The sequence below is a fragment of the Lelliottia sp. 489 genome (assembly GCF_050435885.1).
Taxonomy (GTDB): Bacteria; Pseudomonadota; Gammaproteobacteria; order Enterobacterales; family Enterobacteriaceae; genus Enterobacter; species Enterobacter nimipressuralis.
Genome location: NZ_JBNDLC010000002.1, coordinates 366,553 through 392,624, shown reverse-complemented (window position 1 = coordinate 392,624; position 26,072 = coordinate 366,553). Strand labels below are relative to the sequence as shown.

General features: G+C 58.3%; 21 protein-coding genes. 8 read left to right on the top strand and 13 right to left on the bottom strand.

The genetic code is table 11. The annotated features are described in order from the left end of the window. The first annotated feature begins 161 nt into the window (after positions 1–161). Both ABIE11_RS09880 and ABIE11_RS09875 read left to right on the top strand, forming a co-directional pair. Complete coding sequence (locus ABIE11_RS09880) at positions 162–1,265, top strand: MBL fold metallo-hydrolase (RefSeq protein ID WP_429184414.1); 1,104 nt, start codon at positions 162–164, stop codon at positions 1,263–1,265. Positions 1,266–1,300: 35 nt separating this feature from the next. Next, positions 1,301–1,642, top strand: a complete 342-nt coding sequence (locus ABIE11_RS09875; protein ID WP_020885132.1) for a RamA family antibiotic efflux transcriptional regulator — start codon at positions 1,301–1,303, stop codon at positions 1,640–1,642. A gap of 56 nt (positions 1,643–1,698) precedes the next feature. Here ABIE11_RS09875 and ABIE11_RS09870 read toward each other — a convergent pair whose 3' ends face one another. Then, positions 1,699–3,843: a TonB-dependent siderophore receptor gene (locus tag ABIE11_RS09870; protein WP_429184413.1), complete on the bottom strand. Its 2,145-nt coding sequence runs from the start codon at positions 3,841–3,843 to the stop codon at positions 1,699–1,701. A 123-nt stretch (positions 3,844–3,966) separates the two neighbouring features. Here ABIE11_RS09870 and ABIE11_RS09865 point away from each other — a divergent pair, with 123 nt between their 5' ends. After that, on the top strand, positions 3,967–5,535 hold the full coding sequence (locus ABIE11_RS09865) for an alpha/beta hydrolase-fold protein (RefSeq protein WP_429184412.1): 1,569 nt from the start codon (positions 3,967–3,969) through the stop codon (positions 5,533–5,535). On the opposite strand, the gene ABIE11_RS09860 is transcribed toward ABIE11_RS09865, so the two are convergent. Next, complete coding sequence (locus ABIE11_RS09860; RefSeq protein ID WP_100777296.1) at positions 5,521–5,769, bottom strand: DUF1158 domain-containing protein; 249 nt, start codon at positions 5,767–5,769, stop codon at positions 5,521–5,523. The genes ABIE11_RS09865 and ABIE11_RS09860 overlap by 15 nt on opposite strands. A gap of 499 nt (positions 5,770–6,268) precedes the next feature. On the opposite strand from ABIE11_RS09860, the gene ABIE11_RS09855 reads away from it, so the two are divergent. The 3 genes from ABIE11_RS09855 to ABIE11_RS09845 all read left to right on the top strand — a co-directional run bounded on the left by ABIE11_RS09855 (position 6,269) and on the right by ABIE11_RS09845 (position 13,230). Beyond that, positions 6,269–8,962 (top strand): cation-transporting P-type ATPase, encoded by a 2,694-nt coding sequence (locus tag ABIE11_RS09855; RefSeq protein ID WP_429184411.1) that lies wholly within the window; start codon positions 6,269–6,271, stop codon positions 8,960–8,962. Positions 8,963–9,042: 80 nt separating this feature from the next. Beyond that, positions 9,043–10,122 (top strand): efflux RND transporter periplasmic adaptor subunit, encoded by a 1,080-nt coding sequence (locus ABIE11_RS09850; protein WP_100777294.1) that lies wholly within the window; start codon positions 9,043–9,045, stop codon positions 10,120–10,122. Positions 10,123–10,131: 9 nt separating this feature from the next. Further along, positions 10,132–13,230 (top strand): efflux RND transporter permease subunit, encoded by a 3,099-nt coding sequence (locus ABIE11_RS09845; protein ID WP_429184410.1) that lies wholly within the window; start codon positions 10,132–10,134, stop codon positions 13,228–13,230. Here ABIE11_RS09845 and ABIE11_RS09840 read toward each other — a convergent pair. The 3 genes from ABIE11_RS09840 to ABIE11_RS09830 form a co-directional block, all read right to left on the bottom strand. Next, entirely contained in the window at positions 13,217–14,338 is a 1,122-nt protein-coding gene (locus ABIE11_RS09840; protein WP_100777292.1) for a YbdK family carboxylate-amine ligase, read from the bottom strand. The two genes, ABIE11_RS09845 and ABIE11_RS09840, sit on opposite strands and share 14 nt — an antisense overlap. 70 nt (positions 14,339–14,408) lie before the next feature. Further along, positions 14,409–14,723 carry a DNA-binding protein gene (locus tag ABIE11_RS09835; RefSeq protein WP_429184409.1) on the bottom strand — a complete coding sequence of 105 codons (315 nt, stop codon included), beginning with the start codon at positions 14,721–14,723 and terminating at the stop codon, positions 14,409–14,411. A 12-nt stretch (positions 14,724–14,735) separates the two neighbouring features. Next, the gene (locus tag ABIE11_RS09830) at positions 14,736–15,065 is read right to left on the bottom strand and encodes a type II toxin-antitoxin system RelE/ParE family toxin (RefSeq protein WP_100777290.1); all 330 of its coding nucleotides are present in this window, start codon (positions 15,063–15,065) and stop codon (positions 14,736–14,738) included. 391 nt (positions 15,066–15,456) lie between these two features. Here ABIE11_RS09830 and ABIE11_RS09825 point away from each other — a divergent pair, with 391 nt between their 5' ends. Continuing rightward, positions 15,457–15,936, top strand: coding sequence for a cold-shock protein (locus ABIE11_RS09825; protein WP_107704088.1), 480 nt, complete (start codon positions 15,457–15,459; stop codon positions 15,934–15,936). Positions 15,937–15,991: 55 nt separating this feature from the next. Here the strand turns inward: ABIE11_RS09825 and ABIE11_RS09820 are convergent, their stop codons facing one another. The 6 genes from ABIE11_RS09820 to ABIE11_RS09795 form a co-directional block, all read right to left on the bottom strand. Continuing rightward, positions 15,992–16,447 carry a hypothetical protein gene (locus ABIE11_RS09820; protein WP_107704087.1) on the bottom strand — a complete coding sequence of 152 codons (456 nt, stop codon included), beginning with the start codon at positions 16,445–16,447 and terminating at the stop codon, positions 15,992–15,994. A 368-nt stretch (positions 16,448–16,815) separates the two neighbouring features. After that, positions 16,816–17,520 (bottom strand): ABC transporter ATP-binding protein, encoded by a 705-nt coding sequence (locus ABIE11_RS09815; protein ID WP_429184408.1) that lies wholly within the window; start codon positions 17,518–17,520, stop codon positions 16,816–16,818. Then, entirely contained in the window at positions 17,507–18,331 is an 825-nt protein-coding gene (locus ABIE11_RS09810) for an ABC transporter ATP-binding protein (RefSeq protein ID WP_429184407.1), read from the bottom strand. The genes ABIE11_RS09815 and ABIE11_RS09810 overlap by 14 nt, the downstream gene beginning before the upstream one ends. After that, positions 18,324–19,157: an ABC transporter permease gene (locus tag ABIE11_RS09805; RefSeq protein ID WP_429184406.1), complete on the bottom strand. Its 834-nt coding sequence runs from the start codon at positions 19,155–19,157 to the stop codon at positions 18,324–18,326. Before ABIE11_RS09805 ends, ABIE11_RS09810 begins: the two co-directional genes overlap by 8 nt. After that, positions 19,157–20,179 carry an ABC transporter permease gene (locus tag ABIE11_RS09800; protein ID WP_429184405.1) on the bottom strand — a complete coding sequence of 341 codons (1,023 nt, stop codon included), beginning with the start codon at positions 20,177–20,179 and terminating at the stop codon, positions 19,157–19,159. The genes ABIE11_RS09805 and ABIE11_RS09800 overlap by 1 nt, the downstream gene beginning before the upstream one ends. Positions 20,180–20,285: 106 nt before the next feature. Continuing rightward, positions 20,286–21,854, bottom strand: coding sequence for an ABC transporter substrate-binding protein (locus ABIE11_RS09795; RefSeq protein ID WP_429184404.1), 1,569 nt, complete (start codon positions 21,852–21,854; stop codon positions 20,286–20,288). A 213-nt stretch (positions 21,855–22,067) separates the two neighbouring features. Between ABIE11_RS09795 and ABIE11_RS09790 the strand changes: the two genes are divergently transcribed. Continuing rightward, a complete protein-coding gene (locus tag ABIE11_RS09790) occupies positions 22,068–22,790 on the top strand; it encodes a GNAT family N-acetyltransferase (protein WP_429184403.1) in 723 nt (240 codons plus the stop codon). Positions 22,791–22,878: 88 nt separating this feature from the next. Here ABIE11_RS09790 and entD read toward each other — a convergent pair whose 3' ends face one another. Both entD and ABIE11_RS09780 read right to left on the bottom strand, forming a co-directional pair. Beyond that, entirely contained in the window at positions 22,879–23,535 is a 657-nt protein-coding gene (gene entD, locus ABIE11_RS09785; RefSeq protein ID WP_429184402.1) for an enterobactin synthase subunit EntD, read from the bottom strand. Between the two features lie 52 nt (positions 23,536–23,587). Further along, on the bottom strand, positions 23,588–25,840 hold the full coding sequence (locus tag ABIE11_RS09780; RefSeq protein WP_429184401.1) for a TonB-dependent siderophore receptor: 2,253 nt from the start codon (positions 25,838–25,840) through the stop codon (positions 23,588–23,590). Between the last annotated feature and the right edge of the window lie 232 nt (positions 25,841–26,072).

The window sequence follows — 26,072 nt, the reverse complement described above, 5'->3', positions numbered from 1 at the left end:
CCTGATTGAAACATGCTCTTTGCCACGCTGCAACGCGGAATGTCAAAGATCGAAAACGTCTTGACGACTTTATCATCATATCTATAATGAGTGCTTACTCACTCATAATCAAGTTCAACCCGCGCAAACCAACGGAAGGGGGCGCGTATTCGGGTCAGGATATGAAAAAGCCTCTTCTTCTTAGCGTGGTGTTTGTCATGATTATTGCTTCAGCGGCGAGTTTGCCCTTTGTGTTAAATGCCGGATTCGGCCAGCCGCCGCAGGGCGCACAGCTCAGTGAAGTGGAGGCCTCGCCACACTATCGCGACGGACAGTTCCACAATACGCTGCCGACGCCGGGCTACAACGGCGACAAAAATATGCTGGTGGCGATGTGGGAATTTCTGGTCAGCAAAAAGGAAAACGCCCGTCCCGCTCAGCCGTTGCCGCTGGTGAAAACCGATCTGGCGGCGATTCCGCTGGAGCAGGAGACGCTGGTCTGGCTCGGGCATTCGTCGTGGTATCTGCAGCTGGCGGGCAAACGCATTCTGATTGATCCGGTCTTCAGCAGCTACGCCGCGCCGTTTTCGTTCCTCAACAAAGCCTTTGCCGGGGAATATCCGTGGCGCGCGGAAACGATGCCTGAGATCGACCTGCTGATCATCTCGCACGATCACTACGATCACCTCGATTACGCCACCATCAAGGCGCTGATGCCGAAGGTGAAGCGTGTGGTCACGCCGCTCGGCGTCGGGTCGCATCTGCGCTACTGGGGAATGGACCCACAGATTATCGACGAGCGCGACTGGAATCAGTCGGTGCGTATCAGCGATGAGCTGACGGTACACGTGCTGCCCGCACGCCATTTCTCTGGCCGAGGACTCAAACGCAATCAAACCCTGTGGGGCAGTTTTATGTTCGTCACGCCTGAGCAAAAGGTCTACTACAGCGGCGATTCTGGCTACGGCCCGCACTTTAAAGCCATTGGTGAGCAGTTCGGCGAGGTCGATCTGGCGATCATGGAAAACGGACAGTACGACCAGGACTGGAAATACATTCACATGTTGCCGGAAGAGACCGCGCAGGCCGCCGCCGATATCAACGCTAAAGCGGTGGTGCCGGGCCATTACGGACGCTTTGTGCTGGCAAAACACAGCTGGAACGACCCGGTAATTCAGCTGACGCGCGCAAGCCAGGATAAAAAGTATCGTCTGCTGACGCCGGAGCTGGGCGAGCCGGTCAGGGTGAATGATACGACGCAGCAATTTCGTGAGTGGTGGGAATAATGTTTAACCGACAAGCAGTCGAGGGGGAGAGCAGCATGACTATTTCCGCTCAGGTCATCGACACCATCGTTGAGTGGATCGACGACAATCTACATCAGCCGCTGCGCATTGAGGAGATCGCCCGTCACGCGGGGTACTCCAAATGGCATCTGCAGCGTTTGTTTATGCAGTACAAGGGTGAAAGCCTGGGGCGGTACATTCGCGAGCGCAAACTGCTGCTGGCAGCGCGGGATCTGCGCGAGTCCGACGAACGGGTGTATGACATCTGTCTGCGCTACGGGTTTGATTCTCAGCAGACATTTACGCGGATTTTTACCCGTACCTTCAATCAGCCGCCGGGTGCGTACCGCAAAGAGAATCACAGCCGCACGCATTAAAAGACGTGTGAGTTTGTATGCCGGGTGCGGCGGTGCCGCCACCCGGCAATCGCTCACTACCAACGATAATTCACCGTCGCCGTCACCGTACGACCAATCCCGTAGAAACACGCCGTATCGCTGGCGCAGGACGCCACATACTTGGTATCCGCCACGTTATTGACGTTGAACTGCACGCTGGCCCCTTTCAGGCTGCTGTTCAGCTCGCCCAGTTCATAGCTCATCATCGCGTCATACAGATCTACCGACGCCACTTTGAAGGTGTTTTTCGCATCGCCATAGCTGGTGCCGATGTAGCGCATCCCCACGCCCGCCGTCAGGCTTTTCAGCGCCCCGCCAGGCACGGTGTAGCTGGCGAAGGCCGACGCCATGTGTGCCGGAATACGCGCCGGGGTTTTGCCTTCGGTGCCTGCCACTGTGGTGCTCTGCGTTTCCGCATCGGTGTAGGTATACGACCCGATGAGGTTGATGCTCTCCATCAGCGTTGAGTGGATCTCGGCCTCCACCCCTTTGGAGCGCACTTCGCCCGCGTTTTCGAACCAGCCCTGGGCGCTGTTGTATGTCGCCACGTTGCTCTGGGTCAGATCGTACAGCGCCAGGGTCATCAGCGTGGAATCGACCGGCTGATACTTCAGGCCGATTTCCGTCTGCTTCCCGGTGGTTGGTTTAAACGGTGCCACGCCCGGTGCACGGTTAGTTTGCAGGCTCGGCTCGAAGGAGGTGCTGTAGCTGACGTACGGCGAGAGACCAAAGTCGAACGCATAGAGCAGCCCGGTGCGCCAGGTGAACTTGTTATCGTTCTGCTGGGTCGGCGCGCCGCCGGTGAAATCGGTGGTCCGCACTTCGGTCCAGTCGTAACGCCCGGACACCAGCCATTCCCAGTTATTCCAGCTCAGCTGATCCTGCAAATAGACGCCCATCTGGTCGAGGTTTTGCTGCTCGTCCGTCGCGGTGCTGAACGTGCTCTCATCGACGTTGATGCCATATACCGGCTTCGTCCAGTCGAGGTCGTACTGTTTGCCCATCCCGCGTTCCAGCAACTGCTTATCTTTGCTGGTTTTGTAGTCCAGCCCGCCGAGCAGGGTATGGCTCACATCGCCGGTAGTGAAGAGGGATTCCAGCTGGTTATCGAGACCAAACTCGTTGGTGGTGCGCTCTTCATGCTGGGCGCGGCGGGTCAGCACCGTGCTGTCTGCCGCGCTGTTGGCGTACACCAGATAGCGATATTTCTGCTTGATGGAGGCGTAGCGGGCGTTCTGGCGGAAGGTGAGGTTATCGGCGAACTGATGTTCCAGCTCGTAGCCGATCATCGTCTGCTCACGCCAGGACTGGTTGTAATCCGGATCGCTGACGTTAAAGTCGCGCGGAATGTAGCGCCCGTTGGCGCTGGTCACGGTGCCATAAGCGGGCAGGAAGTTGCGATAGCCCGCGTCAGGATCTTTCTGGTAGCTGGTCAGCAGGGTAAAGCGCGTCTGATCGTTAGGGTACCAGGTGAGCGCCGGGGCAATCGCCATCCGCGTCTCTTTGTAATCCTCCACCTGGTTGTGCTGCGTGCGGGCTATTCCGTTCACGCGATACAGCACGCGACCATCGTCGCTGAGCGGGCCACCGAAATCAAACGCCCCTTCACCGAGATCGTGATTGCCGGTGCGGAACTGCACGTTGTGAACTGGCTCACTGGTCGGGCGCTTGCTGGTCATGCTGATCAGCCCGCCCGGGTTGACCTGACCAAACAGCACTGAGGCCGGGCCGCGCACCAGCTCGACGCGCTCCAGCAGCCACGGATCCACGGTGCCGGTTTGCGAGGAGGCCGTCGCGCCGTAGCTCAGCCCGTCGAGGAATTTCGGCACGTAGCTGAAGCCGCGCACGAACACTTCATCGTTACGGTTGGACGAGCCGCGATATTCCGTAAACACCCCGGCAGAGTAGCGCAGGGCCTGTGACACGGACGTGACATCCAGCTGCTCCATCTGATCGCGCGTAATGACGGAAACCGACTGCGGCGTTTTCACAATATCGGCACTGGTTTTGGTCGCCGAAAGGGTCTTCGTCGCCACGATCCCCTTCACCGGAGCGGTCGGCTCCTGGCTGATACTCTGCGTGACCAGAAGCGTTTCTTCATTTGTTTCTGCCTGAGCCGCCACGCTGACGCTGGCCAGACTCAGCAACCAGAGTTGCATTATCTTATTATTTTTAAACATTTTTATTAAAATCCCTTAATTGCTATCGCCATAAAAACACCCTAATAACGGCGTAGATGATATTGCAAATTATTACCATTTGCATTAGCGTTGCTAACAAATTTTGCAGGGGAACGAGTCGGTATGAAAAGGGCGTGGAGTGGGTTGCTGTTAGGGATAAGTACGCTGCCAGCACTGGCGGCAACGTGCGAGCATCCTTCCATTCAGGGGGAACAGAAAGGGAAATTCGATGCCAGCGGCGAGGTCTGTTTCGTCCTGCCCGCGCTCGATGAAAACTACGTTTCCGCGACGCTGAGCGGTGTAACCGATGCCAGGCTGCTGGACGGGCAAAACCGCCGTATTCGCACGCTGATTGAAAAAGGTCCCAGCGATGGTGAGCACTCACTGCTGTTTGCGCTGCCGGTGCAGCAGAGCACGTCTCTGGTGCTGCACGGGGAAGAGGGCAAGCCGTGGCGCTTTACGTGGCGGATGAAAGAGACGTCGCCACTCCCGCGCACGCAGATGCTCGAGCCAGAAAGCCCTACGCTGCAAACGCTGGCTAAAACGGTTGCTGCCGGTGGAGATACGCATGCGTTCTGGCAGGCGCAAATTCGGCAGGGAACGCCGATGGTGGAGCCGGTCGATGCCAGCCACAAGCGCGTGACGTTCTTATGGCGCGGCGCGCGGGATAACGTCTTTCTTCTCGGATCGCCCGCAGGCGATCACGATCCGCTGTTTCGTCTTGGCAAAACCGACGTCTGGTTCCGCAGCTACGTGGTGCCGGCGGATACAATCATGCAGTACAAACTGGCACCGGACGTGCCGCGCGTGGAGGGCAGCGCACGCGATCAGCGCCGCGCCATTCTGGTGAGCGCGCAGGCCGATCCGCTCAATCCACAGACCTACGGCGATCAGCAGGCCGATCGCTGGAACCGCTATTCGCTGCTCGATCTCAGCCCCGCGCGCTACTGTTCTGCGCAGGCCGCCGCGCAGCCGCTTACCCATGGCTCGCTGACGCGCCAGCCGTTTACGAGTCATATCCTCGGTAATGCGCGGGAAGTGATGATTTACAAACCGCGCGGCGCACAGCCCGCACGCTGGACGCTGATCCTGTTCGACGGGCAGATTTACCAGGATGAGTACCATTTTGCCAATGTGCTCGACGGACTGATAGCCCGCCATCACCTGCCGCCGATTAACGTGGTGTTTATTGATAGCCTCGATCACGCCCGTCGCGGCAAAGAGCTGCCGCCGAATCCGGATTACGCCGATTTTATGGCGCAGGAGCTGCTGCCGTGGCTGCGCGGACAGGGGATTGCGCTGCAGCGGCAAAAGACGGTGCTGGCGGGATCAAGTTATGGCGGAATTGCGTCGTCCTGGGTGGCGCTGCGTTATCCGTATCTGTTCGGCAATGTGCTGAGTTTGTCGGGGTCGTACTGGTGGGCGCCGCAAGAGGACGCGCCGGGCTGGCTCACGCGTCAGTATCAGCAGTCGCCAACGTATCCGATTCGCTTCTGGCTGCAGGCCGGGCGCTTCGAAACCTCCGGGCCGGGCGGGGGGATCTATCGCAATACGGAAAAGTTTGAGCAGGTATTACGCGAGAAAGGCTATCGCGTGAGCTTCCATCCGTGGTCCAGCGGCCACGATTACGCGGCCTGGTGCGAAGCGCTGATCCACGGAATGCGCGATTTCACGGGGCTACGCGGTCAGTGAAAACCAGCGGCGCCAGATGAAACGCAGGACGAAAAATTCGATGGCGCCGAGCAGGATAAACCACAGACAGAACACCAGAGTGTAAAGCTGGTTCAGATCCATCAGATGAAACAGAGCGACCAGTTTCTGCGCCAGCGCCAGTCCGAATGATGGCGCGGGAAGCAACAGGCAGGAGAGCAGTGCCATCAGCAAAATGCCTCCTGCCGTTAACAGCGATTCTAACGGGTGTTTCATATCAATGTTAATTGTCAGTTAAAAAAGTTATTGTCCGGCATCCTGCAACGTAAAGCAATATCATCCCGAAATTCACTTTCCTGATAAAAAAAGAATAATTATTCCGGGAATATTCCTGATTTAATTAAACCTCGAATGAATGAATTCAATTATTCTGTGGTTATGTAAATAACTGTCATCATCAGGTGAATAATTTTACAAACGTATATGTGCTGTATCCAATTAACGTCGCAATAACAATGGCAACAACTATGTACAAAGCCAGGCGGCGCCCGCGATAAATCCCAAACATGCTCTCTCCTCGTTTAGATTGCGTTTAGAAATATTTTGTAAAAATCATCTCATCGAAATATTGAATGTGTGTTTTGAATAAGCCGGCGCTAATTATATTGCGGCAGAACAATTTACACCGCAAGAATTAACGCCATAAAAAATGAATTTAATAAAGCCAGAAAGGAATTCAGGCTTCCGTCCACCGGATATTGAAGGAATTGCATCAATGACCAAAAAGACTCACTCCCAGAATCGGCCATACCAGCAGACCATCGAGCAGGTACTGGCGCAAAAAAAGAGCCACGCCAACGGACTGGACCGTGCAGAAGCCCAGGCGCGTTTGCAGCAATATGGCCCAAATGCCCTGCCTGAGAAAAAAGGCAAACCGGCCTGGTTGCGTTTTCTCGCCCATTTTAATGACGTCCTGATTTATGTTCTTCTGGCCGCCGCCGTATTAACCGCCGTGATGGGTCACTGGGTGGATACGTTGGTGATTCTCGGCGTGGCGGTAATCAACGCCTTAATTGGTCATGTGCAGGAAAGTAATGCGGAGAAATCGCTGCAAAGTATTCGCAATATGCTCTCCAGCGATGCGCGAGTTATTCGTAACGGCGTCCATGAGACCATTCCAACCACGGATATTGTGCCGGGCGATATTATTGTCCTGCGCGCCGGGGATCGTATTCCGGCGGATATGCGTCTGATCGAGGCGCATAATTTACGCGTCGAAGAGGCGATTCTGACGGGTGAATCGACGGTGGTGGATAAACATACCAATCCACTGCAGGGCGACTTATCGCTCGGTGACCGCACGAACCTGGTGTTCTCCGGCACCACCGTAAGCGCAGGTGGCGGTGTGGGCGTGGTTATCGCCACCGGCCAGGACACCGAGCTTGGTCACATCAACCAGATGATGGCCGGAATTGAAAAGCACCGCACGCCGCTGCTGGTGCAGATGGACAAGCTCGGCAAAGCGATCTTCGCCATTATTCTGGCGATGATGGCGGCGCTGTTTGTCTTCAGCCTGGTGTTCCGCGACATCCCAATGGGCGAGCTGCTGCTCTCTCTGATCAGCCTGGCGGTGGCCTCTGTGCCGGAAGGTCTGCCAGCGATTATCTCGATTATCCTGTCGCTCGGGGTTCAGGCGATGGCGCGCAAAAAGGCGATTATTCGCAAGCTGCCAACCGTTGAAACCCTGGGGGCGATGACCGTGGTCTGCTCGGATAAAACCGGCACCCTGACCATGAACGAAATGACCGTTAAAGCAATTATCACCGCCGACTGCTGCTACCGCGTGGAAGGCAACAGCTACGAGCCAGTGGGCAACATCTATCTGGACGGCAGCGACGAGCCGGTTCACGTTCAGCAGGGCACGGTGCTGGAGCACTATCTGCGCACCATTGACCTGTGCAACGACAGCCAGATTATTCAGGACGAGCGCGGCCTGTGGGGGATCACCGGCGGGCCGACGGAAGGGGCGCTGAAAGTGCTGGCCGCCAAAGCTAATCTTGAGCCGGTCGTCACCAGCCTGATTAACAAAATTCCGTTCGACTCGCAGTACAAGTACATGAGCACCCACTACCAGATTGGCAGTGAGGAGCAGATCCTGGTCACCGGCGCGCCGGACGTGATTTTCGCCCTGTGCGACCAGCAGCAGACTCGCCACGGTGTCGACGCGTTTGACCGCGCCTGGTGGGAAACCGAGATGGAGCGTTATGCCAGCCAGGGGCTGCGCATGGTAGCAGCCGCGTACAAACCGGCGGCGGCCGATCAGCAGGGGCTGAGCCACGACGACCTGAACAACGGGCTGATTTTCCTCGGCATCGCCGGGATGATGGACCCGCCGCGTCCGGAGGCTATCGACGCCATCCACGCCTGTCAGCAGGCCGGTATCCGCGTGAAGATGATCACCGGCGACCACCCGCAGACCGCAATGAGCATCGGGCAGATGCTGGGGATCACCAACAGCGCGCAGGCAGTTACCGGCTATCAGCTGGAGAAGATGGACGACGCCGAGCTGGCGGATGCGGCGGTGGAGTACGACATCTTTGCGCGTACCAGCCCGGAGCATAAGCTGCGCCTGGTGAAAGCCCTGCAGGAGAAAGGTGAAATCGTCGGGATGACCGGCGATGGGGTGAACGATGCGCCCGCGCTGCGTCAGGCGGATGTCGGGATCGCCATGGGCATCAAAGGCACGGAAGTGACCAAAGAAGCCGCCGATATGGTTCTGACGGACGACAACTTCGCCACCATCGCCAGCTCGGTAAAAGAGGGGCGTCGCGTCTACGACAACCTGAAGAAAACGATTCTGTTCATTATGCCAACCAACCTGGCGCAGGGTCTGCTGATTGTAATTGCCCTGCTGGCGGGGAACATTATTCCGCTGACGCCGGTGCTGATTCTGTGGATGAACATGGCGACCTCCGCCACGCTCTCCTTCGGCCTGGCCTTTGAAGCCGCCGAGCGCAACATCATGAAGCGTCCGCCGCGTCAGACCGGTCAGCACGTGATGGATGCCTTCGCCGTCTGGCGCGTGGCCTTCGTCGGCACCATGATTGCGATTGCAGCCTTTGCGCTGGAAGCTTGGCTCGCGCCGCGCGGCCACAGCGCCGAGTTCATCCGCACCGTGCTGCTGCAGATGCTGGTGTGTGCGCAGTGGGTGTACATGATTAACTGCCGCAACAGCGATGGTTTCTCTCTGAACCGCGGTCTGCTGGCGAACAAAGGGATTTGGCTGGTAACGGGTGTGCTGTTCCTGCTGCAGCTGGCGATTATCTACCTGCCATTTATGCAGATGCTTTTCGGCACCGAAGCCCTGCCGCTGCGCTACTGGGGTGTTACCCTGGCGCTGGCTGGCGTGATGTTCTTCATCGTCGAAATTGAGAAGCGACTGACCCGCAGGTTCCGTAAGGCTGCATAACTTTTTGCCCTCACCCTCATCCTGACCTTCTCCACTGGAGCGGGCCAGGGTGAGGGAGACAATCACCTGAGGACTTCCCCATGAAATCCACCTTCCTGCGCACCGCTCTGGCGGTCGCACTTCTTTCCTGCACCCTGCAAACCGCCCTTGCCGCCGCCATTCCGGTGCGCGTCGCCAGCGTCGAGCAGACCACCCACGCCGCTGAGCGCCAGATCCCTGGCCGCATTGAGGCGATCCATACGGTAGAGCTGCGGGCGCGCACGGAAGGGGCGATTGCCAAAATCCATTTCCGCGACGGGCAGTACGTCAAACAGGGCGATCTGCTGTTCGAACTCGACGACGCGGAGCCGCGTGCGGCGGTGCGTCTGGCGCAGGCGGAAGTGAAAAGTGCCGAAGCCACCCTGCGCCAGGCGCAGCAGCAACTCACGCGTTTTCAAAGCCTGAAAACCGGCAACGCTATCAGCCGTAATGACGTCGACAATGCACAGATGCAGCGCGACGTGGCTCGCGCGGCGCTGGAGCAGGCCAATGCCCGTCTCGAGGCGCGAAACGTCACCCTCGGTTTCACGCGGATAGTCTCACCCATCAACGGGCGTATGGGCCACAGCCGCTTCCATGTCGGCAGCGTAGTGAATCCATCGAGCGGCCCGCTGGTGGAGGTGGTGCAACTTGACCCCATCCGCATTGCCTTCGCCCTGGAAGAGGGGGCATTTGCCGCGAAAGCCGGGCAGCATGCGGATATCACGGCGCTAAAACAGGCCTGGCTGGCGCAGATTCAGAACGGCGAGCAGCGTGAAAACGGCACCCTGACCTCGGTGGATAACCGTATCGACCCGCGCACCGCCAGCGTAATGCTGCGCGCCGAATTCGCCAATCCGCAGCACCGCCTGCTGCCGGGGGGCAACGTGAATGTCTGGCTGCGACCGCAGAGCGAGCAGGATTCGCTGGTGATCCCGGCGGCTGCGGTACAACAAAATGGCGACGGATTTTTCACCTGGGTAGTGAACGCCGACGGAAATGCTGAAAAACGCGCGCTCACGCTCGGCGGACAAATGGGCCAGCAGTTCACCGTGCAAAGCGGCGTTGAGGCGAATGAGCGCGTGGTCACTGACGGCGCACCGCGACTGCAGCCCGGTGCTGCTGTCCAGATTCTGAATTAAGGAGCCACCATGCTGACGTTGTTTATCAAACGCCCGCGCTTTGCGATGGTGATTGCGCTGGTGATCACCCTGCTTGGGGCCATCGCCCTGAGGCTAATTCCGGTGGAGCAGTACCCGCAGATCACGCCGCCGGTGGTGAATGTGAGCGCCAGTTGGCCGGGTGCCAGCGCGGCAGATGTGGCAGAAGCCATCGCCACGCCGCTGGAAACCCAGCTTAACGGCGTGGATCACATGTTGTACATGGAATCGACCAGCTCCGATGAAGGCGCCTACAGCCTGAACATCACCTTTGCCGCAGGCACCGACCCGGATCTGGCGGCGATTGATGTGCAAAACCGCGTGGCGCAGGCTTTGGCGCAGTTGCCCGCCGAGGCGCAGCAAAACGGCGTGCAGGTGCGAAAACGCGCCACCAACCTGATGATGGGGGTAAGTCTTTACTCACCGGAAGGTACCCATTCAACGCTGTTTGTCAGCAACTACGCCAGCACTCAGGTGCGCGAAGCCCTGGCACGCCTGCCGGGCGTCGGGCAGGTCCAGCTGTTTGGCGCGCGCGACTACAGCATGCGCATCTGGCTTCGTCCGGATCGTATGAACGCTCTCAACGTCACCACGGATGATGTGGCCCAGGCGCTGCACGAGCAGAACGTGCAGGGCGCGGCAGGCCAGGTGGGAACGCCGCCGGTCTTCAACGGGCAGCAGCAAACGCTCACTATCAACGGGCTGGGGCGTCTCAACGAAGCCGACGCCTTTGGCGATATCATTATCCGCGCCGGTGACATGGGGCAACTGGTGCGCCTGAAAGACGTGGCAACGATCGAGCTGGGATCACGCAGTTACAGTTCTGGCGCGCAGCTGAACGGTCACGATTCGGCGTACTTAGGCATCTATCCGACGCCGTCGGCCAATGCCCTGCGCGTGGCCGAAGCGGTGCGCGGCGAGCTTGAGCGGCTCGCCACACGCTTCCCGGCGGATCTGACGTGGGAAGTGAAATTCGACACCACCGAGTTTGTGGCGGCGACCATCAAAGAGATTGGTGTCTCACTGGCCCTGACGCTGCTTGCCGTGGTGGTGGTGGTTTCCCTGTTTCTGCAAAGCTGGCGTGCGACGCTGATTGTGGTGCTGGCGATCCCGGTGTCGCTGATTGGCACCTTCGCGGTGCTCTACACGCTCGGCTATTCGGCGAACACCCTGAGTCTGTTCGCCATTATTCTGGCGCTCACCATGGTGGTGGATGACGCGATTGTGGTGGTCGAGAGCGTCGAAACGCTGATGGCGGAAGGGCAAAGCCGCACGGAGGCGACGGCCAACGCCCTGCGTCAGATTGCCGGGCCGGTGATCGCTACCACTCTTGTGCTGCTGGCGGTGTTCGTGCCGGTGGCGCTGTTGCCGGGGATTGTCGGCGAGCTGTATCGCCAGTTTGCGGTCACGCTCTCCACCGCCGTAACCCTTTCAAGTATTGTGGCCCTGACGCTTACACCGGCGCTGTGCGCCTTGTTGCTGCGCCCGCGCGTCGGGCGTCCTACGGCGGTGTTCCGCGGCTTTAACCGCGCGCTGGACGCCACGCGGCAGGCTTACACCCGTCTGGTGGAGGTCTTTAACCGTCGCCCTGTGGTGGCACTGCTGGCGACTGCCGGTGCGGCGGCCATCGTGGCGCTGAGTTTTACCGCCATGCCAAAAGGGTTCCTGCCGCAGGAAGATCAGGGCTACTTCTTCGCCAGCGTCCAGCTGCCGGAGGCGGCATCCCTGGAGCGCACCGAAGCGGTGATGACGACGGCGCGCGAGCTGATTGCCGCCAATCCGGCGGTGGCGGATGTCATTCAGGTATCGGGTTTTAATATTCTCAATGGCACCAGCGCCTCGAACGGCGGATTTATCTCGGTGATGCTGAAAGACTGGAGTGAGCGCCCGCCGCTCGACGAGGTGATGGGCGGGCTGCAAGGTCAGCTGTTGGCCCTGCCGGAAGCGACCATCATGACCTTCGCGCCGCCGACGCTGCCGGGGCTGGGTAATGCCTCCGGGTTCGATCTGCGTATTCAGGCCCAGGCAGGTCAAAGCCCGGCGGAGCTGGAGCGCGTCACCCGCGAGGTGCTTGCGAAAGCCAACCAGCATCCGCAACTCACCCGCGTGTTTACCACCTGGAGCAGCAACGTACCGCAGCTGACCCTTGAGGTGGATCGCGAGCGCGCAGCACGGCTGGATGTGCCCGTGAGCCGCATCTTCAGCAGCCTGCAAACCGCCTTTGGCGGCACGCGCGCCGGGGATTTCAGCATTAACAATCGCGTTTACCATGTGGTGATGCAAAACGAGATGCAGTGGCGTGAGCGTGCGGAGCAGATCAGTGAGCTTTATGTGCGCAGCAATAACGGCGAGCGCGTGCGTCTGAGCAATCTGGTGACTATCACCCCGACCGTCGGTGCGCCGTTTGTGCAGCAGTACAACCAGTTCCCGTCGGTGTCGGTGAGCGGCTCAGCGGCGGCGGGCGTGAGCAGCAGTACGGCAATGGCGGCGATGGGCCAGTTGCTGAACGATACTCTGCCCGCCGGGTATGACTACGCGTGGAGCGGTATGTCGTATCAGGAGCAGCAGACGGGCAATCAGGCGATCTGGATTGTGCTGGCGGCGGTGGTGATGGCGTGGCTGTTCCTTGTGGCGCAGTACGAAAGCTGGACCTTGCCCGCAAGCGTGATGCTCTCGGTGCTGTTTGCCATCGGCGGCGCGCTGGTCTGGCTGTGGGTTGCGGGCTTTGCCAACGATGTGTACGTGCAGATTGGGCTGGTGTTGCTTATCGCCCTGGCGGCCAAAAACGCCATTCTGATCGTCGAGTTTGCCCGCGCGCGGCGCATCGACGGCATGACGATTGTCGATGCCGCCCGCGAAGGGGCGTCGCGCCGCTTCCGCGCCGTGATGATGACCGCCGTGTCCTTTATTATCGGCGTGCTGCCGATGATGCTGGCCTCCGGTGCGGGGGCGCAGAGCCGCCGCATCATCGGGACCACGGTATTCAGCGGGATGCTGGTGGCGACCGTGGTCGGGATTGTCTTTATCCCGGCGCTGTTCGTGCTGTTCCAGCGTCTGCGCGAGTGGGGGCACTCACTTACGGGTGAGTAGTCCACAGCTCGCAGTGTTTTTGTACCAGCGAGGTCAGCGAACCGCCGTCGGCGATAAAATCCCGCATCCGCTGCGCCTCGCTTTTGCCCTGTTTTAACATCAGGGCAATTTCCGCAATCGCGCTTGTCGCGCCCACCTTATCGGCTGATGGCGCGACGCGCTCCAGCAGCCACGCGATATCCTCGGCAATGGTTTTTTGTTCGCCGCTGTTCACGTCGGTTAACAGGCCATCCAGCCCATAGCGGCAGGCCTGAAAACGGTTGAAGTTATAGAGCAGGGCATCCTGCGGCTGGTGCTTGTACGGACGTTCGGTTAGCAACCAGTGCGAAGTCGCCTGAATCAGCCCGGCGATGTTAATCGCGTGCGCCAGGGTCAGCGGCGTATCCATCACCCGCACCTCAACGGTGCCAAAATGCGGGCTGGGGCGGATGTCCCAGTGCAGATCTTTGATGCTGTCGATGGTGCTGGTATAGCTCAGGCGGCGAAACAGCCCTTCGAACTCCTGCCAGTTATTCACCCACGGCATTTTGCCGTTATCCGGAAACGCCGAGAAAATATTGAGCCGCGAGGAGGCGAATTGGGTATCGCTGCCCTGCATGTAAGGCGACGAGGCGGAGAGGGCGATAAAGTGCGGCACAAAGCGCGAAAGGCCATGCAGCAAGTAAATCGCCTCATCACCGTTTCGGCAGCCGACGTGAACATGCTGGCCGAAAACCGTCGCCTGCAAAATCAGATAGCCAAACATCTCCAGCGTGCGGTTGTAGCGCTCGTCGTCGCACACCTCCTGACGCTGCCACTTCTGAAACGGATGCGTGCCGCCGCCACAGATCTGAATATGCTGATCCGCCGCCGCGCGTAGGATCGCCTGTTGCATCGCGGAAAACTGCGCTGCCGCCTGATGAATGTCCTGGCACACGCCGGTGGCGATTTCGAGCATACTCTCGGTGATATCGTGTTTGACCTCACCGGCTTTGATATCGTTTTTCACGGCGGCAATCAGCGCCGAAGAGTCCTGGCTGAGATCGTACCCCGGCGGGTTCACCACCTGCAGTTCGAGTTCAATACCCAGCGTAAAAGGGTCGGATACATGGAAGTCGGGTAGGGGCATGGCGCGCTCCGGTTGCGGGGATGAAATGAGTATAGACATCTCCTGCAAGCGGCGTGATTTGCGGCACTGATTAGGCCGATGCGGTGGCTATGCGTGAAATAGGGTAACCGGTAGCAGATGCCAGCGCGGCTACGCGTTTAAAAGACGGATTCCCATTTGGAGAGAGTGATTTGTAGAGCGATTCACGGGAAACCCCCGCGCGCTTCGCGACAGCAGTCATGCCTCCAGTGGCTTCAATAACGTGGCGTAGTGCCAGCATGAATGCCTCGTAACCCCCTTCTTCATCGATCTCAATTAATGCCTGGTGAAGATAGACAGGGGCAAATGCCGGATCGTCTTTCAGCAGTTGTACCATCGCATCATCGTGGAGAAAGGATTTAGCCATTATTTCCTCTCATTACCTTGCTTTGTAGTCGTTAAGATAGATTAACGCAGTAGTAATATCGGCGTTTTGACTCTTCTTTGTCCCGCACAACAACACCAGATTTACGCTGCCATCACTGGAATCTGTTACATAACTAAAATACACCCGATACCCCGGCCCTTGAGCGATACGCAACTCTGATATACCGTCGCGACACACTTTACAATCTCCGTAGTTTCCGGTTGCCATTCGGGCGATGCGTGTCGCTATCATGGCTTTGGCTATCGGGTCTTTGATACTGCGAAAGTACTCGTCAAAAGGGTTACGATCGTCAGCCGTTTTATAGTGCTTCACTATCGGCATGATTGTAGCCTGTGATTAACACTCATTTATTGTATCCTATAAGTTACGATTTACAAGATAAACGCCTTTACAGCAGATTCTATCTGCCCGGCACTTCGCGAAAACATCATCAGTGTAATGGCGAGTAAATCGATAACTACCTATTTTTTAAAGTTAATCTTTGATTTGCGAGGCGCATTCCAGAGAGGAAACGCCGGTTGAGGGTTACACCTCACCAGGCTAATACCGAAGCGGTACGTAGGCCCGTGTTAGCAACTTCCCCACCGGGTAATGGACTCGCATCCCACAAATTTATCGTCCAGACTTAACCCAAAGACGTAGTCTGCGCAGGCAATGTGCTTTACACTGCGCGCTGCAAAATTTGTGTTGATAAACGATTAATCAGGCGGTAATGGCGATGAACGGAACGATCACAACGTGGTTTAAAGATAAAGGCTTTGGATTTATCAAAGATGAAAACGGTGACAACCGGTATTTTCATGTGATCAAGGTTGCCAATCCTGAGCTGATTAAGAAAGATGCGGCGGTCACGTTTGAACCGACGACCAACAACAAAGGCTTGTCCGCGTATGCGGTGAAAGTGGTGCCGGAAAGCAAATACATCTATATCGCGGGCGAGCGCATTAAGCTGACGTCGATTAAATCTTTCCTGGTCTACAGCGAAGAAGTGCCTGCGGACTCGGGCATCGATAAAGAAAATGCGATCCTGTCCGTTGGCCTGCTGCTGAACAATATTCGTCCGAAATCTGCGGCGAAACCGGGTGAGATGCGCTCGGTGAAGAAACTGGCGATCACCACCTTCCAGGGGACGACGCTGATCTTCTCTGAAGATGAGATCGACATCGAGGCCACGGTGAAACTCCTCAAGTGATCCTGTGCCGAAATTCTGTGCCATTCATCAGCAGAATTTCGGCCTCACTCCTGCCTCAGTGCGCCGTGATGTACGGCTCCTTCACAAAATCGGTCAGCAGCCAGACCATATCATGCAGCAGCCCCGTTAACTCTTTTGCCACATTCGGTGGCAGAGTCCCTGCCAGAATAGCGTTCGTTAGCGCCTGAATGTAATCCAACAGCGTGGCGGTTTCTTGCCACAGATCCGGCACGTTTGAGCTGATTTTCTCGCCTTTGATCAGTTGCTCAATCAGGTACGGTGGAAGATCTTTATCGCACAGTTCGCGCAGCTGGTTGAGCGCTTGCAGTAAACGCTCGCACAAGGCCTCGCGCGTTTTGCTGTCGTGGGTTTCGACCAGCACGCAGACAAATGAGGCGCAGAGATCGGCCACCTGGAATAAATCCGCCGTTTGCGGGAGCGGGGCGTTGAGAAGCTGCTGAATAACGCTTTCGTCAGATTGCGCGTAAAACAGGGTTGGGATAGTAGCCATTTGGCATCCTCATTATGCATGAAATTAATTGACCACCCTGTAAGTCCCTGCGCTCAGGGAGGGGCAGCGCTGACGGAGGTAGGAATACCGTGCACAAAGAAAACGGCCAGCGTTTGCTGCTCCGCCAGCGCCACCGTAAGTTAACGGGGTATGCGCTGTCGCGAAAAAAGTTATCGCTTTATGCCAACGGGTTCCTACGCCCGGTCGCGGATAAACCGCAACGCAGGCACTTTACGACCGAGGAAGGGCAAATAAAAGGCTAAACCCTGAGTTTCACAAGGTTACTTTTCGATTTGCGAGGCGCTTTCCAGAAAACACCTGCCGGGCGGTAGCCAGCCCGAAAGAGCACACACTGGCCCGCATGAAACCTACCCCATCCGGTGCTCGCCGTTTCGCATCGCTTCACGATCAAAGACCCGTTGAATCTCGCCGTGCGCCATAAACGCCGCGCGGTCTGACATATGCGCAATCACATCCGCGTCGTGGCTCACCAGCAGATAGGTCATACCGTGCTGCTGTTTCAGGCGGTTCAGCAGATTCAGGATCTCCGCCTGCACCGACATATCCAGCGCCGAGGTTGGTTCGTCCAGCAGCAAGAGCTGGGGGCGCAGCAACAGGGCGCGGGCAATCGCCACGCGCTGACGCTGGCCGCCAGACAGCTGATGCGGATAACGCTGGCCCGCGTCAGCCGACAGCCCCACCTGCTGCAACGCGTCGGCTACTTTCTCTGCAATCTGTGTTTCACCGTGAATTTTTAGCGGCTCTGTCAGCGTGCGTGAAAGGGTGTGATTCGGATGCAGGGACGCCCATGGATCCTGAAACACCATCTGCACGTTGCGCCGCAGCGCGCCGGTAAACCGGGCGTCGGGTTTCAGTTTTTCCCCGAGCAGCGTCACGTCGCCGCGCCACTGGCGTTGTAGCCCGGCCAGCACGCGCAGAATGGTTGATTTTCCGCAGCCGGATTCCCCGATAAGGCTGAAGGTTTCCCCTTTTTCGATGGCAAAGCTGGCCGACGATACCGCCGTTTTTTCGCCGAACGACACCTGCAACTGACGGACATCAACGAGTGCCATGGTGTATCTCCTTGCGATCCAGCGTCGGTAACATTTGCCCATAGGTGCTGGCATCCGGGCGGCAGGTCCACAGCGTGCGGGTGTAGGGATGCGTGGCCTGCGGCAGTTCCCGCGCGGCCATCTCATCGACTTTTTCGCCCTGATACATCACCAGCACTCGGTCGCAATGTTCAGCCACCAGCGGTAAATCGTGACTAATCAGTAACATCGCCATCTGACGCTCTTCGCACTGCTTCACCAGCAGTTCGAGGATTTGATTGCGCAGACGCGCGTCGAGGGCCGAGGTGGGTTCATCGGCAATCAGCACCTGCGGATTGTTGATGAGCGCAATGGCAATCATCACCCGCTGGCCCATCCCGCCGGAGAGTTCACCGGGATAGCGCGTCAACACGCTCTGCTCCAGCCCGACGGCGTGGATGATGTCGCGAATACGCTCCTGCCGCTCCTTGCGGGAGAGAGACTGATGCAGCGTCAGCGACTCTTCGAGTTGCGCGGCGACGTTTTTGGCCGGGTTGAGCGCATAGCGCGGGTCCTGCAGCACCATCGCAATGCCGTTGCCGCGAAGGCGCTGCCAGCCGCGATTATTCAGGGTCAGCAGATCGTGGCCCAGCACGTTAAGCTGCCGGGCACTGACCACGCCGGGCCTGCGCACCAGCCCCATCAGCGCCCTGGCCGACATGGATTTACCGGAGCCGGATTCGCCCACTAACGCCAGCCGTTCGTTGCCGAGAGTAAAACTCAGGTTGTTCACCACACGCGCGGCGGGGTAGTCGATATTCAGCGCATCGACGATAACGCGGGAGTCAGTCATGTTGCGGCTCCAGAATGTCGCGCAGGCCGTCGCCCAGCAGATTAAACGCCAGGCTGGCGAACAGGATCGCGCCGCCAGGAATAGCGGCGATCCACCATTGATCGAAAATCACCTGCATGCCGTCGGCAATCATCGCGCCCCATTCGGCCATCGGCGGACGCGCGCCCAGACCCAGGAAGCCCAGCCCGGCGGCGGCCAGAATAATGCCCGCCAGATCCAGCGCCAGTCGCACAATCGCTGACGGCAGGCAGAGCGGCAGAATATGCCCAAGCAACAGACGCCCGCCGCGAATGCCCATCATCTCGGCAGCCGCCAGATAATCGCTGTGACGCAGACGCTGAATTTCACTCCGGGCCTGACGCGCATAGGCCGGCCAGGTGGTGAGCGCCAGCGCCAGCGCGCCGTTCACAAGGCCAGGGCCGAGCATGGCGACAAAGGCAAAGGCGAGGATCAGGCGTGGCATCGACATCACCACGTCGGTAAAACGCATCAGCACACGCTCCAGCCAGCCGCCGTAGTAGCCTGACAAAATCCCGATCAGCAGCCCGGTGGGCAGGGTGATGATCGTCACCAGCGCCACCAGCCCAAGAGCGGGACGGCTGCCGTAGATCAGGCGTGAGAGCAGATCGCGCCCGAAACTGTCCGTGCCGAGCCAGTGCGTGGCGTTCGGTGCCTGCAGGCGTGCTGCCGCGTTCTGCCAGTTCGGGTCGAGCGGAGCGAGCCATGGAGCAAGCAGCGCGATCAGCAGCAACAGAACGATTGCGATAAGCCCGCAGAACGCAGCGGGAGAGCGGCGCAGTCGGCGCAGAAAAAGATAAAAAGGCATTAGCGCACCCTGGGGTCGGTGGCCCGCACAAGCAGGTCGGTCAGATTATTTATCAGCACAAAACAGACGCCAATCACCAGCGTACCGCCCATGATGGCGGTGGTATCGCCCGCGAATAATGCGGTGGTGAGATAGCGGCCAATGCCCGGCCATGAAAAGACGGTTTCGGTCAGCACAGCCCCTTCGAGCATACTGGTGTAAGCCAGCGCGATCACCGTCAGTAGCGTGCTGCGAATATTGGGCAGCACGTGGCGCAGCAGAATGGCCATCTCTCCGGCACCTTTGGTGCGCGCGAGCAGGATGTACTCTTTGTTCATTTCGCTGAGACACGCCGAGCGCGTCAGGCGAGTGATGCTCGCCAGGGAATAGTAGGCCAGCAGCAGCACCGGCAGCACCAGGTGGCTGACGGCATTTTTAAACGCCTCGCGGTCCCCTGAAAGCCAGGTATCGATCAGCGCAAAACCGGTGCGCGGCTCCACGGTGTATTGCCAGATATCGTCCAACCGGCCCGGCCCGGCGCTCCACTGCAGCTTCGCGTAAAACAGCGCCAGCATGAGCAGCCCCAGCCAGAAAACAGGCACCGAGTTACCGAGCAGGGTGAGGGTGCGGATGATCAGATCCAGCGGCGAACCGGCAAAACGCGCGCACAGCACGCCCGCAATAATCCCAAGCACGGAGCCGATAATCAGCGCCAGCGTGGCGAGTTCCAGCGTGGCGGGAAATGCGTGCAGCAGATCCTGCAATACCGGCTGTCCGGTAGCGCTGGCGGTGCCAAGATCGCCGTGAAACAGGTTCAGCAGGTAATGCCAAAACTGCACCGGCAGGGGCTGATCCAGCCCAAGCTGGTGACGAACCTGATCGTACGTCGACTGGCTGGCGTGATCGCCGACGATCTGCAAGACGCGATCGACGGGGGAAAAAGCGGAGAGCGCAAACGTGACGAGCAGCAGCCCGAACAGCGTGAGGAGCAGGGTGAAAAGGCCCTGAACAACACGCATCACGTGGGAAGATAGAGGTGGCATGGAGAGAGCGTTATTCCTTTTGCCCGGCGGCGTTGTGCTGGCCGGGCCGACGTTTCACTGTGTTGTAGGCCGGGTGAGGCGAACCCCACCCGGTCATCAGGGCAGATTATTTAGTCACTTTATCGTACCAGACCATATCGGCATTCAGCCCTTGCTGGTACCCCTTCACATTATCGCGCACCACGATCTGGGTTTTGCCCTGATCGACAAACACGTACGGCGAATTATGCTGCAACTCCTGCTGCATTTTGGTGTACAGATCCAGGCGTTTTGCCGGATCGGGCTCGGCCACGGCGGCCAGCGTGGCTTTGGTCAGATCGGGGATTTTCCAGCCGTTAAGACCGGCCACGGTGCTGGATTTTCCGTCGTTCCAGGCAAAGGCGCTGGCATTGGAGTGCGCATCGAAGTAATCCGGGATCCACAGGCGAATCGCCGCCTGATGCTGTTTGGCACGCACGCGCGCATACACCTGGCTGCCCGCAGCAGGCAGCAGATCCACCTTCACGCCGCCCTGGGCGAAGCTCGCCTGCATTGACTGCGCGATGGTGATAAACGGCGGTTTGTTCTCCACGTCCAGCGTGAAGTGCGCGTCTTTAATACCCGCTTTGGCGAGGATCGCTTTCGCTTTGGCCGGATCGAATTTGAATGGATTATCCTCCAGCGCGCCCGGCAGCCCGACCGGCAGGAAGCTCTGATGCACAAAATACTGGCCCTTCAGCAGATCCTTAGTGATACCGTCGTAATCCACCAGCCAGCGCGACGCTTCCCAGAACGCCGGGTTGTTCAGCAGCGGGTTCGCGCTGTTTCCGGCGTTAAACACCAGATAGTTCTGCTCGGCAGACGGGATGCTTAATACCTTCACACCCGCTTTGCCTTCCAGCGCGCTGATTTGGTCTGCGCCGAGATCGCGGGCCACATCCGCATCACCCTGCTGAATCAGCAGACGGCGAGAGGCCGGGTCCGGGACGTTTTTAATAATGATGCTTTTGAGCTTCGGCGCGCCGCCAGGGGCGGTGTCGTTAGCTTCCAGCACGATGGCCTGATGCGGCTGGTAGACGCGCATTTTGTACGCGCCGCTGCCCGCCGAGTGCATTTTCAGCCAGGTATTACCGAAGTCGTTGTCTTTCACATTCGCTGAAACCAGCTTTTCATCGACGATAGAGGCAATCGGCGTGGAGAGAATATTCAGCGCCACCGCCGGGCTGACGTCAGCCGTCCAGTGCAGTTGCAGCGTGTGGTCATCCACTTTTTTCAGCTGGCTGGCGATATTACCCGGCTCCCAGCCCAGCACGTTCAGAATAAAGGCCGGGGATTTGTTCAGGGTGATGGCGCGGGTGTAGGAGAAAATCACATCTTCCGGGCGCAGCGGGTTGCCGGAGGCAAATTTGGCGTCAGGCTTGAGTTTGATGGTCAGGGTTTTCGCTGCTGCGTCTGCTTCCCAGCTTTCCGCCAGAATTGGGGAGATTTTTGCCGGATTATCGCGGTCGGGCTGCACCAGACGCTGGTACAGGCTCGGCACGGTCTGGATGCTGGAAAGCTCGTTGGCCTCTGCGGGATCGAGGCTGACGATATCATCAAGCCCCTGAGCGACAACCAGCGTATTCGGCGGAGTAGCGGCGTTGGCGGCGGCTGACAGCGCGGCCAATACCAGTAACGGCAGCAGTTTTTTCGTCATAGCGATCCCTGAAAGAAAATGTGTTGTGATTGTTTTTGGCATCGCTACGTTAGGCCTGCCGTGAAAATCCTCAAAGTCTAAATTCTGCTTTGCTTATGCCATGGGGATATAACGCATGCAGATTGGCTATTAAGCGCTTTCCTTCACGCAGGGCTTTTCGCCTGCTTTTTGTCCTGATATAACAATTGCATTACATATCAGGGAGTCGCGGGCGTGCCGGAAATTAATCAACATGGTCAAGTCGTAAACGATATTGTTCCCCACTGGAAAGGTGCTTCGGTGTTGCGCCGCACGCCGCTGAACGGGCGATTCTGCCGTCTGGAGCCGCTGGACGCCGCGCGGCACGCCGTGGATCTGTTTGACGCGTATGCCCTGGGCGATGACAGCGACTGGACCTGGCTTGCCAGCACGCAGCCGGAGAGCGTCAACGCCACCGCGCACTGGCTGTTGGGCAAGGTGATGGACGATGCTCTGGTGCCTTACGCGGTCATTGATCTACGTTCAGAGCGTGCGGTTGGCGTGGTGAGTTATATGGCGATTGAGCGGCTGATGGGGTCGGTGGAGATTGGCCACGTGACCTGGTCGCGTCAGATGAAAAACTCTCCCATGGGAACGGAAACGGTCTGGCTGCTGCTGCAAAATGCCTTCGAACATCACTACCGCCGCGTGGAGTGGAAATGCGATTCGATGAATGTGGCGTCGCGGCGCGCGGCAGAGCGGCTGGGGTTTGTCTGGGAAGGGCGGCTGCGGCAAAAACTGATCCGCAAAGGGCGCAACCGCGACAGCGATATGCTTTCCATCATTAATACCGAGTGGCCGGAGCGCGACGCCGAACTGCGCGCGTGGCTGGCGGCGGAGAACTTCGACAGCGAAGGGCGCCAGATCCAGCGACTGGAAGCGTTCAGGCAAGGGGTTGCGGAGGAAATTCCCCGCTAAACTGCCCGGTCGGCTCCATGTTATTTAACGAAGAAATAAATAGCGGGTTTTGAAAGTAACAGGGAAGGCGGGTTAACGCTGAGGCGATTTATTCGCAGAGCAGCGTTATCACGTCGACGTTTTGCTGGCACCAGTGAAGGTGAAAAGCGTGGTTGTGCGAAAAACCGGCCAGCGGGCGAGCCAGCGACAGGGTGAGCGTGCTGCGAGTCATCGCCGTCACGCAGGCGCTGTCAAAACCCATATAGGCGTTAACGCGCGGGAACAGGGCTTTAAACAGGCTCTCTTTGGCGCTGAAGACCAGCGTCAGGGCGAGGGCAAACGGATATCCCGCGCCCAGCAGAACACGTTTTTCCTGCTCGTTGATAATCCCCTCCTGAATCTCTACGGCTTCCTTTTCTGCAATCAGCGTTTCGCAGTCAATCCCCACCAGCGCGTTGTCGCGGCGCACCGCCAGCGCCAGCGCCTGGGTGCCGCTGTGAGAAATACTGCCCGCAAAACCGGTTGGCCACAGCGGTTCGCCGTTCACGCCGATACCGGGCACCGTGGTGATACCAAAGGGCTGTAGCGCCTGGACGGCGGCGATGCGTCCGGCGAGGTGTTCCGCTTTGCGTTTGGCAGAGGCGTGGCTGAGGTAGGCGTGATGGGGCAGCCAGAGCAGATCGGCGTGATCAAAGGTGGTGGGATCGAAATCAATGCGGTGCAGCGAGACGCCGCCGAGTGTCAGCAGGCTGTGTGTGGTGTGCATCGGTCCCCCTGATAGAAAAAGCCCCCTTCGATGGAAGAGGGCTTACAGTCTATCAGAAGTGGGTGTTAACGCTCATGTACCAGGTGCGACCCGGTTCGTTGTAGGTGTAAGCACCTGCACCGTACATGTACGCGCCCGTGGTGGCATTCCCGGTGGTCTGGGCATTACCTGCACGCCACTGGCGTTTGTCGAAGACGTTATCCACGCCGCCGGTCAGGCTGACGTATTTGGTCACGTCCCAGGTCGCGCTCAGGCCCACGATGCTGTACGGGCTGACTTCGTCTTTTTCAGACCCGCTCACCGGCTGGCCTTTGTAGTTGTATTTCTTCGGCTGCTGCTTGCCGTACCAGGTGAAGGTCGACTGCACCGACACATCCTGCTGTACCTGCCAGCTCAGGGTTGAGTTCAGCGTGTACTCCGGGATGATTGACAGACGATCGCCGGTCTCTTTGTTCTTACTTTGCAGCATGTAGGTGATGTTGTTGGTCCAGTTGATCGCATCCGTCACCGGCACGTTCAAGGAGCCTTCCAGCCCTTCTACGACGGCTTTTGGCACGTTTTCCCACTGGTAAATATCGGTGGAGACTTTGCCGGTAGAGGTCTGGCCGATTGGCGCATAGCCCGCTTCGATTTTGTCGCGATAGTCGTTACGGAACCAGGTTGCACCCGCCAGCCAGCCGTCGCGTTTCCACTCGAGGCCAATTTCTTTGTTGATGCTGGTTTCGGCTTTCAGATCGTCATTACCCATCATGTAACAGCCGACGCCGTCGCCGCTGGCGTAGCAGCCCTGGCCTTTGCTGTAGAGCAGGTAATTCGGGTTGGTCTGGTACAGGCTCGGCGCTTTATACGCCCGGGCGATACCCATCTTCAGCGTGAAATCATCCCCCAGACCTTGCGACAGGTTCAGGGACGGGCTCCAGTTGTTGCCCACGATAGTGTGATGATCGAAGCGCAGCGCCGGGGTCAGCATGGTGCTGTCGGTCAGCTCCATGTTGTTTTCGGCGAACAGGGAGAAGATCTCCGCCTTCGAGTACGGGCTACGATCGTCGCTCATGCCAGGGATCGCGCCGCCCTGTTGGGTCTGGGAGTTAGAGGCGTAATCCTTCATGCGCTGCTGGTTCCACTCGGTCCCCAGAGTCAGGTTCTGGTTGACCAGGAAATCGAACGGCAGGTTAACTTCGCTGTGCAGGGTGACGTCGGAGAGATCCGTATCGGTAAATTTGTCGCTGTTGAACAGCCCTTCCAGACCGCCCGCCAGCCCTTCGCCGAGACGCGAGTTACGGGTGTGCTCGTATTGCGCCCAGTTGCTGGTGGTCACGCCGTTATCCCAGCCGCCGTTCCAGGTCACCGCCCAGTTCTGTCGGTAAATACGGTTGGTCTCTTTGCCGTAATTCTTCTTCACCAGCCCGTTCGAGCTGTTGTCGTTGTTGGTGTTCTGGGTATCGCCCGCGTAGAGGTTATTCTGGCGGCTGTAGCCCGCTTCAAATTCCAGAGACTGCATTGGCGCGAAGTCCCAGCGCACCACGCCGTTGATATCTTTGTTTTCCACGCCTTCACGACCGGCCGGCAGGGTATCGGCATACATTCCGGTACGGTCGGACTGATGGCCCTGGTTGATATCCCATGCGTCGGCCTGGGTTTTGTCCAGATTACCGAACATACGGAAGCTGAAATCGCCGCCCAGCGGGCCGCTCAGGCTGAAGTTGGTGCGCTTGGTGGAGCCTTCGTCTTTATGCTCCGGCGCGTTCAGGTAGGAGTTCCACGAACCATGCCACTGGTTGTCGAATTTCTTGGTGATGATGTTCACTACGCCGCCCGCTGCGCCGTTACCGTAGCGCGCCGCCGCCGGGCCACGAATGACTTCGATGCGCTCGATCATCTCAGGCGGTACCCAGCCGGTGTCGCCGCGCGTATCACGCTCGCCGCGCCAGCCGAGACGGATGGAGTTACGGCTGGTGACGGGTTTGCCGTCGATCAGAATCAGGGTGTTTTCCGGGCCCATGCCACGAATATCAATCTGGCGATTGTTACCGCGCTGACCGCTGGTGGAGTTACCGGTCAGGTTAACGCCCGGCATGGTACGAATGATTTCGGCCACGTCGCGAGCGGGAGGATTTTTACGAATTTCATCGGCCGTGATGGTTGAAACGCCCGGCGCCTGCAGGTTTTGCTCGGCGGCGGTGATCACCATAGTATCTTCGTGCGCGGCACTGCTGGTGGTTTTGTCGTCTGCCATGGCTGGCATGGCCACGCCGTAAATCCCCAGATTGACCAGCAAGGCCAGGGAGTGAATCTTCTTATTCATTGTACGTCCTGCTTTTCGTTGCCGCGTCCCCTTGGCTCCATTCCCTAACGGGAGAGGAGGCGGCATGAATTATCACCGGCACGTTGCGTAAGCAGCCCTGTCCTCGAGCGCACACAATGCGTGGCATGGTTATTTTATGAGCGCGCTTCCCACAGCGCGGGCACTACGCTATTGCAAATGCAAATAGTTATCAATAATATTATCAATAATTTTTGTCATATAACAAAAAAGA